This is a genomic window from Thermostichus sp. MS-CIW-38 (assembly GCF_054058415.1).
This window is the reverse complement of sequence record NZ_JBSSAH010000036.1, coordinates 17,501-31,489: the sequence shown is the minus strand read 5'-3', so window position 1 is coordinate 31,489 and position 13,989 is coordinate 17,501. Positions and strand designations below refer to the sequence as shown.

Genomic DNA, 13,989 nt, shown 5'->3' with positions numbered 1-13,989 from the left:
ACTTGGCTCATAAGTCCATTGTACTTCATCAAAGCGCATTCCTCCCGGCACTGACCCTACGGGTACAGTGCGGGGCTCCTGCGATTTCTAGCTGAAGCGGCCAGTTTTCCGTCCGTCCCAGAGCCATTAGGGGTGCAGCTATAGCCATTCCCAATGGTGAGGAAACCCTTGCGGATCCCAAACTCCCTCTCCCTCAGGGAGAGCGCTTAGAGTAGATCAGTGCTCTCTATGAGTTGTCTTTGTTGTTCTCGGGTGTAAGCCTGTGAGCCTTGCCGCCTCTCCCCCCGATACCGATTTAAGTAGGGATCCCCGCCCGCGGCGAGAAAGCGATTGGCGGCTGCTGCGGCTGCTCTGGCCCTATGCCCGTCGGCACCTCAGGCTGGTGTTGGCGGCCTTGGCCTTTCTGCCCCCTTTGGCCTTGGCGGATGCGGTGCAGCCTCTGATCCTACAGCGGGCTCTGGATGGCCCCATTGCCCGAGCGCTGGAACGAGGTGAGGCCGGGATCCTCTCCGACCTTTGGCTCTATGTGGGGCTGTTGATCCTGACGGTGCTGGTTCGCTGGCTCTTCCAAGCCCTGGAAGGGTATGTCAGCCAAAAGCTGGGGCAGTTGATGACCCGCGACATCCGCGACGATCTCTTCGCCCACATTCTGGCCTTGCCGGCTCAGTTTTTCGACCGCACCCCGGTGGGCAAGTTGATCACCCGCATCACCAACGATGTGGAAGCCCTGGGAGATGTCTTTTCCACCGGTGCCGTCGGCATTGTCAGCGACCTGTTTACTCTGGGGGTGATCGCGGTGGTCATGCTCAGCCAACGCTGGGATCTGGGCTTGCTGCTAATCCTCATCGTCCTGCCCATCAGCGCTGTTGTCCTCGAGTTGCAGCGCCGCTTTCGGGATGCCAACTTTCGCGTGCGCGAAGAACTCTCCAAGCTGAACTCCTGGATCCAGGAGAACATCTTGGGCATTACCGTGGTGCAACTGTTTCGGCGGGAGCGGCTCAATAGCGAGATTTTTCAAACCATGAACCGCCGCTACATCCGGGAAGTGGATCAAACCATCCTTTATGATTCTGCCCTTTCTGCCGTTTTGGAGTGGGTGTCTTGGCTGGCCGTGGCGGCCCTGCTCTGGGTGGGCGGGCAGCAGGTGATGTCAACCGGTAGGGGCTCACTTGGAGGGGGATGGACGGGATCCCTGCCCCTGCCCGGGGAACCCCTCACCTTTGGCAGCCTCTACGCCTTTATTCTCTTTTCGCAACGGTTTTTCAACCCGCTGCGGCAGTTGGCGGAAAAGTTCACCGCCCTGCAGGCGGGGTTCACCGCCGTCGAGCGCATCGACGCCATCCTCAGCCTGCCGGTCGCCATCCGGGATCCCGCTCAGCCCCGCCACCTACCCCCCGATGCTAAGGGAGAGGTGCAGTTTGAGCACGTTTGGTTTGCCTACAACCCCGGGGAGTGGGTGCTGAAAGACCTCACCTTCACCATCCGCCCCGGAGAAAAAGTGGCCCTGGTGGGGCCCACGGGAGCCGGGAAAAGCTCCATCATCCGCTTGCTCTGCCGCCTCTATGACGTAACCCACGGCTCCATTCGCATTGACGGCGTTGATATTCGGGATCTCCCCCAGGCTGAGCTGCACCGCCACCTAGGGGTAATCCTGCAGGATGGATTTTTGTTTTCCGGGGATATCCAGCAAAACATCACCCTAGGAGAGAAGGCAGATCTAGCGGCAGTGGAGCAGGTCGCCCGCCAACTCAACCTGCATGACTTCCTCCGCAATTTGCCCCAAGGCTACGCCACCCCTGTGCGAGAGCGGGGCAGCAACCTCTCCAGCGGCCAGAAACAGCTTATCAGCTTTGTGCGGGCCATGTGGCGGGATCCCAAAATCTTGGTTTTGGACGAAGCCACCGCCAGCCTGGATGTGGGCACCGAAGCCCTCCTGCAATCCGCTCTAGACACCCTGCTGCGGGATCGCACCGCCCTGATCATCGCCCACCGCCTTTCCACCATCCGCGATGTGGATCGCATCTTGGTTCTGCAGCGGGGGGAACTCAAAGAGCAGGGATCCCATGCCGAGCTCATGGCCCTCAGCGGGCTCTATGCCAGCCTCTATCGGCTGCAAGATCTGGGCGGCTAGCAGGGTGCTTCTGCCCAACCGTCAGCGACTGGCGCCAAAGCGAGACCGAATTGCCTTTAGGGTGGTGAAGCTGGCATCCGCGAACGCGATGCGAGCCTTGCAGAGTAACAGATTGCCGTTATCCACGGCAGTGTCTCTCAAGCTGGCCAAACCATCGCTGGCCTGCACCAGGGCACGGCGGCCCCAGCTAGAGAAATTTTTGCTGAGGGTGTTGATCAAGCGTTCCATAGGGATTGGACATTCCGCTCCTTGTCTTCCACCTAGCCTACTCCCCCAGCCGCAGGTATCCACAGAGGGCCATCAAGAAAATTGTTTGTTACAGATTGTTAAAAACTTGCCGTCAAGCCGGCAGACTGGCTATGATAGGCCCCAAGTTTGGCAAGCAATTCAAAGAAAGCGGTTAGCCATGAATCATCGGCCAGAGGTAGTGGAAGGCACAGAGTCCAAGCAGAAGGTGACCCTGTATCTCTCACCTGAGCTGCACCGGAATCTGAAGATTCGGGCTGCCGTGGAGCGGGAGCCGATGTCGGCAGTGGCAGAGAAGGCCATTACCTTCTATCTGCTTCACCCAGAGGTCATTGAAGGGGTACAAGGTAGCGCCTATCGTGTCCATCAATGTCCCAAGTGTAGTCACCCATTTGTTATCCGCGATGGAGAGGTGGTTTCCCTGCACCAGACATCGGCTGCCGAAGCCATCCTTGAAGAGGTGGAGCCAGAATACTGGGGATCGGCTGCTGGCTCGGAAGAGCAACGGCAGGATGCTCTGGTACCCTGCTAGAACGCTCCCAAGCGGGCCCCCTTCAGGAACTTGAGCTGATAGGAGCAGACAGCAACACAGAAGGCTTCTAAAATCCTCTCAAAATCCATCCAACAAGGGCGTACTCCCAAGTGCAATCCAATACCTAGGCAACTCGAACCCCATTTTTCAACCGTTCTGGCGGCTCCTGAAATTTCCCCTCTGCAGTTGGTGTTTCCCATGCAAGAGCTAAGCATCCTCATTCAAGCTCAATACCCACTGCTGTACCTGCTGACTCCAGAGGAGGAACGGGCAGAAGCGGCTCTGGCAGCAATTGCCCGCACCCTTAAGCCTCAGCGTCGCCTATTCATTTGGACAGTTACCCACGGCATCGTCGAATACGGCAACCCCCGCAGCCTCACCCAGCACAACACCCAATCCCCCCAGCCCGCCATCCAGTGGGTAATGGAGCAAAAGGATCCCGCCATCTGCGTCTTCAAAGACCTACATGACTTCTTGGACAACACCGAGGTGAAGCGCTGGCTGCGGGATGCTATTGCCAGCCTGAAGGGATCCCACAAAACCATCCTGCTCATGTCGCCGGTGCAGGTGATCCCGGTCGAGCTGGAGAAAGACATTTGCGTAGTGGACTTCCCCCTGCCGGACATGGCCACATTGGAGCGCGCCCTCAACCGCCAGCTGGAGCAGATCCCGCGCTCCCTGCCTTTGGCTCCTGATACCCGCGAAAAGTTGCTCAAGGCGGCCCTGGGCCTAACGCAGGACGAGGCAGAAAAAGTCTACCGCAAGGCTGTGGTGATGCATGGTCGCCTCACCGAGGCAGAAGTAGACATCATCCTCTCTGAGAAGAAGCAACTGATCCGGCGCAACGGCATTCTCGAGTTTATCGAAGAGGATGAGACCATCGACGCCGTGGGCGGTCTGGAAGAGCTGAAGCGCTGGCTGCTGCAACGTTCTGAGGCCTTCACTGAGCGGGCCCGCGCCTATGGACTGCCTCAACCCAAGGGTATGCTGATCCTGGGCGTGCCTGGCTGCGGTAAGTCGCTGATCGCCAAGACCACTGCCCGTCTCTGGGGCCTGCCCCTGCTGCGTCTGGACATGGGCCGCGTTTATGATGGCTCCATGGTGGGCAAATCGGAAGCGAATCTGCGCAGTGCCCTGCGAACTGCTGAATCTCTCGCCCCTGCCATCCTTTTCATCGACGAGCTGGACAAAGCCTTTGCTGGATCAGCAGGCTCCAGCGATTCTGACGGGGGCACCTCCAGCCGCATCTTTGGCTCTTTCCTAACCTGGATGCAGGAGAAGCGCTCGCCGGTCTTTGTCATGGCCACCGCCAACCGTGTGGACCGTCTGCCGGGCGAATTCTTGCGCAAGGGCCGTTTTGACGAAATCTTCTTCGTGGACTTGCCCAACATCAACGAGCGCATCGAGATCTTTCGGATCCACCTGCAGAAGCGGCGGCGCGATATCAGCCGCTTTAACCTGCGCCAGCTAGCTGCCGCCTGTGAGGGCTTCTCCGGCGCAGAGATCGAACAAGTTTTGATTGCTGCCATGTACGAAGCGTTTGCCCAGAACCGTGAGTTTACCCAGCTGGACATTCTGGCAGCAACGAAAGCAACTCAACCGCTATCTCGCACCATGACGGAGCAAGTGGTAGCGTTGAGGGAATGGGCCCAGCAGCGGGCTCGGCCTGCAGCGGCCTCTGTAGCCGAGTACCAGCGGCTGGAGTTCTAGGAGGAGGTGAGGATCCAAAGCTACCTTGACAGAAGCAGGGACGGCAGGGCCCAAACCTTCCCCAAAGAACAGTGCCCATTGTTTGTGTTGATGTTCCAACCCCTACACACAGGAGAGAAACACCATGTCTCATTTTAGCACCTTGCGTACCAAGATCACCGATAGCCAAATCCTGATCAACTCTCTGCGCGATCTCGGCTACACCGTTAAGCTGAACGCCGACGTGCGTGGCTACAACGGCCAGCGTGTTCGCGCTGACATCGTGGCTCAGTTGGAAGGCGACTACGATCTGGGCTGGTCGAAGAATCCCGACGGTTCCTACGACCTGATCGCCGATCTGTGGGGCGTGGCCAAGAAGCACAACCAGACCGAGTTGATCAACTCCATCAACCAGAAGTACGCCGTCAACAAGACCTTGGCCGAGGTGAAGCGTCCTGGCTTGAACAACGCCAACGTTAAAGTGGTGATGCACTAAGCCGGATCCTGTCTCGCCATCGCTGCAGCGATCTACACCGACTAAAGTTAGGAGGGGCTGAATCCAGCCCCTACTTTTTGGCTTGGTTTTTGGATTGGAGGGGCTGCGACCCGAAGGAGGAACCTACGCTTCTGTGAGAGCGGCAATGCCGGGCAGCACCTTCCCTTCCAATAGCTCCAGGCTGGCCCCGCCGCCGGTGGAGATATGGGTCATCTTGTCAGCGAGGCCAACTTTCTCGACAGCTGCCACCGAGTCGCCGCCGCCGATGATGGTGGTGGCTCCCGCTTGAGTGAGATCGGCCAGGGTGCGGGCGATGGCTTCTGTGCCCACGGCAAAGCGGTCAAACTCAAAGACGCCCATCGGCCCGTTCCAGACCACGGTTTGGCACCCCTGCAGGGCAGCCTGGAAGGCTTTGATCGATTCCGGGCCGATGTCCAAGCCCATCCAATCCTCGGGGATGGCGTGGATGGAAACGGTCTGGGCCTGGGCATCTTTGTCAAACCTATCGGCTACCACCACATCCACCGGCAGCAGCAGCTCCACCCCCCGCTCTTTGGCTTTTTCCATCAGGGAGCGGGCCAGATCCAGCTTGTCGGTTTCCACCAAAGACTTGCCGGTTTGGATCCCTTGGGCTTGGTAAAAGGTAAAGATCATGCCGCCGCCCAGCAGGAGCTTGTCCACTTTTTCCAGGAGCCGCTCAATGACGCCGATCTTAGTGGAGACTTTGGAGCCGCCGATGATGGCCGCCAAGGGGCGCCGCGGATTCTCGATGGCGCCGGAGAGGAATTGCAGCTCCCTTTCCACCAGGTAGCCGGCCACAGCAGGCTGGAGATAGGCGGTAACGCCGGCAGTAGAGGCGTGGGCGCGGTGGGCACTGCCAAAGGCGTCGTTGACAAACAGGTCGGCCAGTGAGGCCAGCTTGCGGGCAAATTCCGGGTCGTTGTCCTCCTCTTCTGGGTAGAAGCGGACGTTTTCCAGCAGGGCCACCTGGCCGTTTTCCAGGCGGTTCACTACCGCCTCGGCCTCAGGGCCGATGCAGTCGGGGGCAAAGGCAACCGGCTGGCCCAGCAATTGAGAAAGACGGGTGGCCACGGGGGCCAGGCTATTGCCCTCGCGGGCGACCTTAACCGCGCCTGTCTCTTTGTCTTTTTTGACGGGGCGGCCCAGGTGGCTGGCGAGGATCACTTTGGCGCCCGCTTGGATGAGGGCCTGGACGGTGGGCAGAGCAGCCCGAATGCGGGTGTCGTCGGTGATGTTGCCCTGGGCGTCCAAGGGGACATTGAAATCGGCGCGCACCAGCACGCGCTTGCCGTTTAAATCAAAGCCGGATGACAGCAGGGATCCCAGTGTTTGTTTGGCCATCGTTGTCTTTCCCCCCGGACTGCGGAAAATCTTTACTTTTTCTTCCGTATGTATCCTACCAGCGATTGGGATCCCGGCAGTGAGACAGATGGGCTTCGGGATCCCCTTGTTCCGCTGCTTTTGCTGGGTCGGCCTTCCGTCTGCCCCTTGGCCCCGGCAATTGTAACGGTTTGCAAATAGAATAAAAATGTTGCTTTGTCGTTACCCTCATGCGTGTTGCCATTGCTGGTGGCGGGCTGGCCGGGCTGGCCTGTGCCAAGTATCTCTGCGATGCCGGGCATCAACCGCTCCTCTTTGAGCGGCGGGATGTTTTGGGTGGCCTGGTGGCTGCCTGGAAAGATGCCGACGGCGACTGGATCGAGACGGGGCTGCACAACTTTTTTGGCGCCTACCCCAACACGTTGCAGCTGTTCCGGGAGCTGGGCATCTCCGATCGCCTGCAGTGGAAGGAACACAGCTTGATTTTCAACCAGCCGGACAAGCCGGGCACCTATTCCCGCTTTGACCTGCCGGATATTCCCGCTCCTTTCAACGCCATTGTCGGCATCTTGCGCAACAACGACATGCTCACCTGGGGGGAAAAGGTGAAGTTTGCCCTGGGGCTGGTGCCGGCCATGATTCGCGGCCAGCGCTATGTGGAGCAGATGGATCGCTATAGCCTCTTGGAATGGCTGCGGCGGCAGGGTATTGACGAGCGGGTCAACACCGATATTTTCATTGCCGTCTCCAAGGCCCTGGCCTTCATCAACCCGGAGGAGATCTCGGCCATGGTGCCCCTGACGGCCTTGAACCGCTTTTTGCAGCAAAAAGATGGCTCTAGGATTGCCTACCTAGACGGCGCTCCCCCAGAGCGGCTCTGCCAGCCGATGGTGGACTACATTGTCGCCCGTGGGGGGGAAGTGCATTTGAAGGCGGCGTTGCAGGACATTCGTCTCAACCTCGATAACAGCGTGGCCGGGTTTTGCTTAGCCACCCCCTCTGGGCCGGTGGAGGTGACTGCCGATGCCTATGTCTCGGCCCTTTCGGTGGACGCGCTCAAGGAGCTGCTGCCGCCCCAATGGCAAGGGATCCCCTTTTTCCAAAAGCTGCGTGAACTGGAGGGGGTGCCAGTAATTAGCCTGCAGATCTGGTTTGACCGCAAGATTACTCACATCGATCACTCCTTGTTTTCCCGCTCGCCGCTATTGAGCGTGTATGCCGACATGAGCAACACCTGCCGGGCCTATGCCGATCCGGAGCGGTCCATGTTGGAGCTGGTGCTGGCTCCGGCTGCCGAGTGGATTGATCGCGGCGATGAGGAGATCTTTGCCGCCACGCTGGAGGAGCTGAAAAAACTCTTCCCCCAGCACCTCACCGGCCCCAACCCCGCCCGCGTGCGCAAGTGGGTGGTGGTGAAAACGCCGCGCTCGGTCTACAAGGCTACCCCTGGCAGACAGCAGTATCGCCCCACTCAAGTTACCCCTATTCCCAACTTCTTCTTGGCGGGCAGCTACACCCTACAGCCCTTCCTGGGCAGCATGGAGGGGGCCATCCTCTCCGGCAAGTGGGCGGCGGAGGCCATCAACAAGGGGATCCCATTTCAACGCGCTTCTGTCTCGGCCTCAACTCTGGCAGCTGCGGGGGTCTAGCTCTCCGCCGTCCGCCTCCTATGCCTTTTGAATCTTTCTTTTCCCCACAACCTCTTCTAGGCTATCCGCGGCGTCCGCTTTCCCGTAGTGTTGATATGTGCCCTCGCCGTTCCTCTTCCTTCTCTATCCTGGCCCTGTGCTCCTGGAGATAGCCAGATGAGTCCACTTGAGCAATCTTTTGCCCTCTGTCGCCAGATTACGGCCAAGCACGCTAAGACTTTCTACCTGGGATCCCTGCTCTTGCCCCAGTCCAAACGGCGGGCCATCTGGGCCATCTACGCTTGGCTGCGGCAAACCGATGAGTTGCTGGATGGACTGGAAGCCAGCCAGGCAGAGGTGGAGGTCACCCGCAGCAAGCTGGAGCAGTGGGGATCCCATCTGGAGTCGCTCTTCCAGGGAGGCGAGCCGCAAGTCCCCACGGACCTTGCTTTGATCCACACCATCCGCACCTACCGCCTTTCCATCGAGCCGTTTCGCGAGATGCTGCGGGGGCAGAGCATGGACTTGGATACGCGGCGCTACGCCACCTGGGAAGATCTGCGGGTCTACTGCTACCGCGTGGCCGGGGTGGTGGGGCTGATGTGCTCGGAGATCATGGGGTTTGTGCCGGGCCGGGATGGCCGCGAGGAGGCGGTGGCGCTGGGGATCGCCATGCAGCTCACCAACATCTTGCGGGATGTGGGAGAGGACGCCCGCCGCGGGCGGATCTACATCCCCCTGGAAGATCTGCGCCGCTTCAACTACTCCGAGCGGGACCTGTTTAACTATGTTATTGACGAGCGCTGGATGGCTTTGATGGACTATGAGATCCGGCGGGCTAGAGAGCTCTATGCCCAAGCGGAACGGGGGATCCCTACCCTGCAGCCGGACTCCCGCTGGCCGGTAGCCGCTTCCTTGATGCTCTACCGGCAGATTCTCAACGCCATCGAGCGCAACCACTACCAGGTTTTTCGCACCCGCGCTTACGTGTCCACTCTCAGCAAGGCATTGGCGCTGCCGGTGGCCTGGTGGCGGTCGCGGCGCTCCAACTACTACGGTTACTAGTAGGGAGCAGCAAGCAGTTCCCCACGGCCGCGGCAGCAGAAAACAAGAAGGCCTCTAATACAGCGAAGAAAACCTATGGTAAGCCGTGCCCTGACCCTACCCTATCAGCGAATCTGGGAAGACAGTTTAACCATCTTCTGGCGCGACTGGCTGGATCTGCGGGGGCGAGTTTGGCAGGTGGTGGCCTCAGGTCTGGTGGCCCCCCTCATCTACATTGTCGCCTTTGGGGTGGGCTTGGGGGGATCCCTGCGTTCAGAGGCTCTGGCCGATGTGGTGGGATCCACGGCGGCAGGCTCCTACCTGCGCTTTATTTTGCCGGGGATGGTGGCCCTTTCCGCCATGACCATCAGCTTTGCCGGCACCACCTTCTCCATCTGTGGATCGCGGCTATTTACCAAGAGCTTTGAAGAGCTGCTGCTGTTGCCGGTGCACCCCTTGTCTTTGCATCTGGGCAAGGTGCTGGCGGGCATTGCCCGCGGCCTGCTGACGGCCTTGGGGGTGTTGGCGGTGGGGGTGCTGGGTACGGGGGCCTGGGGCCTGCTTCACCCCTTGTCGCTGTTGGTTCTACTTTTGGATTGCACCGTCTTTGCCGGCATTGGGGTAATTGCTGGCTTGAAGGTGCCCAGCCTGGAGAGTGTGGGCGTGCTAACCAACTTTTTGATTACGCCCATGTCTTTCCTAGGGGCCACCTTTTTCGATCCCGCCCAGTTGCCGACCTACCTGCAGGTGCTGGTCTATTGCCTGCCCCTTTCCTACGCCAGCATTGGCATGCGGGCAGCCGCCTACCAGCCGCTTGCGGAGTTTCCCTGGTACACGGTGGGAGTTTTGGGCGGCTTGGCGGTAATCCTGGCTTTTGTGGGAGCTTATCTGTTTTCCCACCAGCAGGACTAGCTGCCCTTGCCAAATACTTCTGGGTAGCGAGCCAGCTGCTCTTGCAAATCTTGGTTGTAGCGCAGAACAAGCACGCGGTAGCCCCGTCCCTGCAGCTGCGAGCGCAGTTGGCGATCCCGTTCCGCTTGGGCAGGCTGGTCGTGGACTGGGCCATCGCAGAAGATGCAGATGTTGGGGCTGTAGAAGAAGTCAACGACGCAGTCGGGATCGGCAATGGCTTTCTGGGCATCCTCAGGCAGCCGATACCCTCCTGCTGCCAGCGTTTCGAGAAAGCGGCGCTCCAGTTCAGAGCGAGGGTCCAGGAGCTGGCGCAGCCACTCCAGGTGCTCTTGGCGGGAGCGACCCAGGGAGCGCAGCTCGGTGCGGCTGTTGGCCAGCAGGCCCAAAAGATCCCGGATCTGATAGCGGTCAAGCTGCAGGGCCTCCCTTTGGTTGGCGTAGCTAAGCAGGCACTCGTAGCAGGCTGCCCGGCACTCCGGTCGCCGATCTTGGATCCCCTCTTCCGAAAGCTGGAAGTGGCAGATCTCCAGAGCCACTTGGGCCACCTCGGCAAGGGCATGGGGCTCTTCCACCAGCCGCCGCAGGACGCCAGCTCCCCCTTCGGCGGTCTCGTAGAGGAGGATGGCGCGATGGGATCCCTGGCCAATGGACTCGGCCGCCAGCTCCGTCTCCTCCAGCTCAAAGGTCTCCTCGATGCCCCGCTTGAGGGCATAGCGCAGGGTCGTTTCTAGGGCCTGCAGATTCCCCAGGCTGGGCTGAACCAGCCGCACCAGCAAGAGGTTTTGGGTAGCGCGCACTGCCAGGCGGATGGGCTGCAAGGACATCTGGCTAGACGAGCTAGCCCTATTGCCCCCAAGCTGATCTCGAGAAGGGACTTCGCCATTGTCAAAGTTGACCAGGAAACCTCGCCCCCCACTGCCCCGCCAGCCGGAGTTGATGCGCAGCAGCGTGGCGGCTGGGGCATAGCGCAACTGCAGCAGGGGAGTTTCGCCCCTTAGCACGTCGGCTTCCTGGACGCGGTAGCCTGAACTTTCGGGAGCAAACTGAAAGAAAGTCTGCAGCTCGTATCCCTGTCGCCGCCGCTCTTCTTCGTCGGCAGTAATGCGATCCCGCCGCCGCATGCGCACATTGGGCATTTCCAGAAGCTGGGTAAAGAGGCTGTTTTGCCCATCGAACTGGGTGCCGCAGACGGGGCAGCAATCCAGGTGGGGATCGGCAAAGGCCCCACAGCTAAAACAGAGCTTGTGGCTACTTTTGCGCTCCTCCAGGCCGCCGGGCGGAGCCTGAAACGCCACTGCTTCCCACTGGCAGCCCTCATGGTAGAGGAAGTTGTGGGGAGCAAACTCGCGGATAGCCAAAAAGCGAGGCCGGGCGATGAACTCGCCCTCGCTGCCGCGGGGCACCCAGGCCCGCACCGGCAAGGCAGGGAAGTTGTAGCCGGGCAAGAAGCCTTCGCTAGCCAAATAGCGGTAGGGATAGAAGTCGCTTTCCTCCCGCTGGGTTCCAATCTGCAGCAGCAAGTTGCGCTGGCGCAGGGCTTCTTGCTGGCGGCGCTCGGCTTCCTGTTGGTCTTTCTTTTGGCGAGTCGTCTGGAGCTGGCGGTTAGCGGCTTCCAACTGCTGCGTGGCAGCCCGATAGAGCTCTCGCCAGCGATCGAAAGCTCGGTCAAAAGCCTGGGGTGCCTCTTCAATGACCTGCTGAAGCCAGCGCTCGCTAAACCAGCCGCTTTTATCTAGGAGTTGGCGATCGGCGGCCAGCAGCTTCTGCACCTGCTCCTTCACTTGTTGGCGGGCAGACTCCTCAAGTTGGATTTGCTGGGCCACTGTCTCCCTGAGGGGCAGCTCTTCCCGATCCGCGTCGATGACGGTTTCAATGGAATTGCCTAGGGGCAGGCGCACCTGAGCCAACCAAACGGCGTGGATGTGAGCGCGCAGCAGCGATTCGTTGGCTAGATCCAGGCGGGGAGGGCGCACGCGACCGGCCACCATCTCGGGGCGGCGGCGGAAGTAGTACTGGTCGTGGCTATTGAAAGCCCCGCAATAGGTGATGATGAGTCCCGGCTGCCCCTGGCGGCCTGCCCGACCGCTGCGCTGGGCGTAGTTGGCTGGCGTTGGGGGAACGTTGCGCAGGTGCACCAGATCCAGATCGGCAATGTCGACCCCCAACTCCAGGGTTGGCGAGCACACCAAATAGGGAAGGCGTCGAGCTTGATCCTCCCCGCGAAAGCGCCTTTCTCGCTGCTCCCGCTCTCCTGGCCGAACCACTTGGGCAGTGTGCTCCCTAGCCTCCAGGGATCCCAGCCCTGCTGCCCCGGCTCGGTAGAGCTCCTGAAAGAAGGGGTTGATGGGACGGCGGACAGAGGTGTAGCCCTCCTGCTGGGCGCTGCGGGAATACAGAGGATCCGGCGGCGGCAGGCCATCCCCCAGACACCAGCGCAGACAGCCGGCGTCTAGCTGGTAGGCTACCTGGCCATTTTCCACGTGGCGCCGTAGCAGGCCCTGTCTGACCAGGAGAGACAGCAGGGACTCCAAAAACCTGTCGTAGGCTTCTTGGTTCAGATCAAGGCGCCTGCGGAGGAAGCGACCAATGGTGCTGCGGGGGCCCAGGCTGAGCATTTGCCCGTTTTCCCGGGAAGGGTTCTGGCCAAAGCAGCGAGCCGTCCGCAACTCCTCATGCTCTTCCAGGCCCCAAAACTCATTGAGATATTGCTGGGCGCGCCGGCGCAGCCTTCTCTGGGGCTCTGCCTTGAGCACGGGCACATCGATGGCCAATTTGCGCCGAAACCGATCCAACAGAGCCCGCAGCAGTTGCTCTTGCTCCTCAGGGCTGGCTTGGGCAAACCAGGGGTGAAGGGAAGCCAGGGCTGAATTTTGGCAGAGCTCCCCGAGGCCGCGGTACTCGATTTTCAGCAGGCCCACCTGTTCCAAGTTGGGGTGGGTAACCCGCCAGCCGCGCCGCAGATCTTCATAGAGCCGGTATTCGGTTAGCTCGCTAAAGGTCTGCCACACTTCCTCGGCACTGGGCGAGTCGGGATCCAAAGCCGGGTTTTGGGCAATGTCGGCAAGCTCCAGGCCAGAAGCCCGCACCACTTCCTGGGCCACCTCGTCAAAGCCCAGCTCTTTTTTCTCCTGCAGGGCAGCATAGAGCGCGGCCCGCAAAAGGGCCACGTGGACAAAGTCGTTGAAGTGGCCGGCCTGCAAGGAGGCGTCCTGGCGGTTGTCGGTAAAAGTCAGCAGCTTGCTGCAAGCGGCCTGGGTTTGCTCGGCATGGCGCAGCAGGGAGGTGGCAAGGATGGTGGTGGCGCTGGAGCGGCCTTCGCTGGAGAGGGAAGCCAGCTTGGCGAACTCCCGCTCCCGCTCACTGTAGTACTCGCCGCAGGCCAGGCACAGGGAAAAGGGGTGGGGCTGCCACCACATCTTCTGCGCCTCCGCCTGGGGGTACTCGGAAAAGGAGCCATCCGGGCGCACCCAAACTGCTTGGGGGACGCGCTTTTTCCAGTGGGGTTTGAGCCGGTTTTCAGGGGTGTACCAATCTTCCGGGATCTGCTCCAGCGACCACTCGTTGTCAATGGGATCCAAGCTGAGGTAGCCGGCCTGCTGGTCTTCGCCTTCCTCAACCTCTTCCCCCAGAGGATAGGGCAGGAAGTGAGTCTTTGACCTGAGGACGTGGTAGTAGTCCTGGCCACAGTGGCGGCAGAACTTGACGGGGAAAAACAGCTTTCCTTCCCCTGCTTGCACTTGTCCTTCCAGGGAAAACTGCCGCTTGTCCCGACTTTCCAGGGTGGCATAGAGGGTGCGGCCCTGGGAGATAAACTGGTGCAACTTCAAGGCCGGGCCGCGGCTAGAGCCCTCCCGCAGGCTGCTGGCGTGGGCCAGAAACTGGCGTAGGGACTCGGTGCAGCTCTCAGGGGTAGTGCTGGTCAGCTCTGCCAGTTGGGCAGCAACTTCGGAAAGCGCCCGGGGCACGCGGC

At 60.4% G+C, this 13,989-nt stretch carries 10 protein-coding genes (1 of these 10 running past the window's edge); 7 read left to right on the top strand and 3 right to left on the bottom strand.

The window, feature by feature from the left end; translation table 11 throughout:
• Nucleotides 1–262 precede the first annotated feature (262 nt).
• Complete coding sequence (locus ACVWXZ_RS11475; protein ID WP_457482527.1) at nt 263–2,131, top strand: ABC transporter ATP-binding protein; 1,869 nt, start codon at nt 263–265, stop codon at nt 2,129–2,131.
• A gap of 21 nt (nt 2,132–2,152) precedes the next feature.
• Here the strand turns inward: ACVWXZ_RS11475 and ACVWXZ_RS11470 are convergent, their stop codons facing one another.
• Nucleotides 2,153–2,359: a hypothetical protein gene (locus ACVWXZ_RS11470; protein ID WP_041436551.1), complete on the bottom strand. Its 207-nt coding sequence runs from the start codon at nt 2,357–2,359 to the stop codon at nt 2,153–2,155.
• A gap of 178 nt (nt 2,360–2,537) precedes the next feature.
• On the opposite strand from ACVWXZ_RS11470, the gene ACVWXZ_RS11465 reads away from it, so the two are divergent.
• The 3 genes from ACVWXZ_RS11465 to ACVWXZ_RS11455 all read left to right on the top strand — a co-directional run bounded on the left by ACVWXZ_RS11465 (nt 2,538) and on the right by ACVWXZ_RS11455 (nt 5,094).
• Nucleotides 2,538–2,909, top strand: coding sequence for a hypothetical protein (locus tag ACVWXZ_RS11465; protein ID WP_041436554.1), 372 nt, complete (start codon nt 2,538–2,540; stop codon nt 2,907–2,909).
• Nucleotides 2,910–3,107: 198 nt separating this feature from the next.
• Entirely contained in the window at nt 3,108–4,619 is a 1,512-nt protein-coding gene (ycf46, locus tag ACVWXZ_RS11460) for a stress-responsive protein Ycf46 (RefSeq protein ID WP_457387285.1), read from the top strand.
• A 124-nt stretch (nt 4,620–4,743) separates the two neighbouring features.
• A complete protein-coding gene (locus ACVWXZ_RS11455; protein ID WP_414355711.1) occupies nt 4,744–5,094 on the top strand; it encodes a DUF1257 domain-containing protein in 351 nt (116 codons plus the stop codon).
• A gap of 123 nt (nt 5,095–5,217) precedes the next feature.
• Here the strand turns inward: ACVWXZ_RS11455 and ACVWXZ_RS11450 are convergent, their stop codons facing one another.
• Nucleotides 5,218–6,456: a phosphoglycerate kinase gene (locus ACVWXZ_RS11450; protein WP_457439663.1), complete on the bottom strand. Its 1,239-nt coding sequence runs from the start codon at nt 6,454–6,456 to the stop codon at nt 5,218–5,220.
• A gap of 209 nt (nt 6,457–6,665) precedes the next feature.
• Here ACVWXZ_RS11450 and pds point away from each other — a divergent pair, with 209 nt between their 5' ends.
• The 3 genes from pds to ACVWXZ_RS11435 all read left to right on the top strand — a co-directional run bounded on the left by pds (nt 6,666) and on the right by ACVWXZ_RS11435 (nt 10,019).
• Nucleotides 6,666–8,084 (top strand): 15-cis-phytoene desaturase, encoded by a 1,419-nt coding sequence (gene pds, locus ACVWXZ_RS11445; protein ID WP_457402486.1) that lies wholly within the window; start codon nt 6,666–6,668, stop codon nt 8,082–8,084.
• Nucleotides 8,085–8,240: 156 nt separating this feature from the next.
• A complete protein-coding gene (locus tag ACVWXZ_RS11440; protein ID WP_414388869.1) occupies nt 8,241–9,128 on the top strand; it encodes a phytoene synthase in 888 nt (295 codons plus the stop codon).
• 75 nt (nt 9,129–9,203) lie between these two features.
• Nucleotides 9,204–10,019 (top strand): ABC transporter permease, encoded by an 816-nt coding sequence (locus tag ACVWXZ_RS11435; protein ID WP_457402485.1) that lies wholly within the window; start codon nt 9,204–9,206, stop codon nt 10,017–10,019.
• On the opposite strand, the gene ACVWXZ_RS11430 is transcribed toward ACVWXZ_RS11435, so the two are convergent.
• Nucleotides 10,016–13,989: the 3' portion of a DEAD/DEAH box helicase gene (locus ACVWXZ_RS11430; RefSeq protein WP_457441726.1), read on the bottom strand. The gene runs 1,081 nt beyond the window's last position; the window shows 3,974 of its 5,055 coding nt (coding positions 1,082–5,055); its start codon lies off the right edge, out of view; its stop codon occupies nt 10,016–10,018. The two genes, ACVWXZ_RS11435 and ACVWXZ_RS11430, sit on opposite strands and share 4 nt — an antisense overlap.

Bases quoted from the DNA above. Each gene is read 5' to 3' on its own strand.
- ACVWXZ_RS11435 (WP_457402485.1), top strand. From the start codon at position 9,204: ATGGTAAGCCGTGCCCTGACCCTACCCTATCAGCGAATCTGGGAAGAC.
- ACVWXZ_RS11470 (WP_041436551.1), bottom strand. From the start codon at position 2,359: ATGGAACGCTTGATCAACACCCTCAGCAAAAATTTCTCTAGCTGGGGC.
- ACVWXZ_RS11440 (WP_414388869.1), top strand. From the start codon at position 8,241: ATGAGTCCACTTGAGCAATCTTTTGCCCTCTGTCGCCAGATTACGGCC.
- ACVWXZ_RS11450 (WP_457439663.1), bottom strand. From the start codon at position 6,456: ATGGCCAAACAAACACTGGGATCCCTGCTGTCATCCGGCTTTGATTTA.
- ACVWXZ_RS11465 (WP_041436554.1), top strand. From the start codon at position 2,538: ATGAATCATCGGCCAGAGGTAGTGGAAGGCACAGAGTCCAAGCAGAAG.
- ycf46 (WP_457387285.1), top strand. From the start codon at position 3,108: ATGCAAGAGCTAAGCATCCTCATTCAAGCTCAATACCCACTGCTGTAC.
- pds (WP_457402486.1), top strand. From the start codon at position 6,666: ATGCGTGTTGCCATTGCTGGTGGCGGGCTGGCCGGGCTGGCCTGTGCC.
- ACVWXZ_RS11455 (WP_414355711.1), top strand. From the start codon at position 4,744: ATGTCTCATTTTAGCACCTTGCGTACCAAGATCACCGATAGCCAAATC.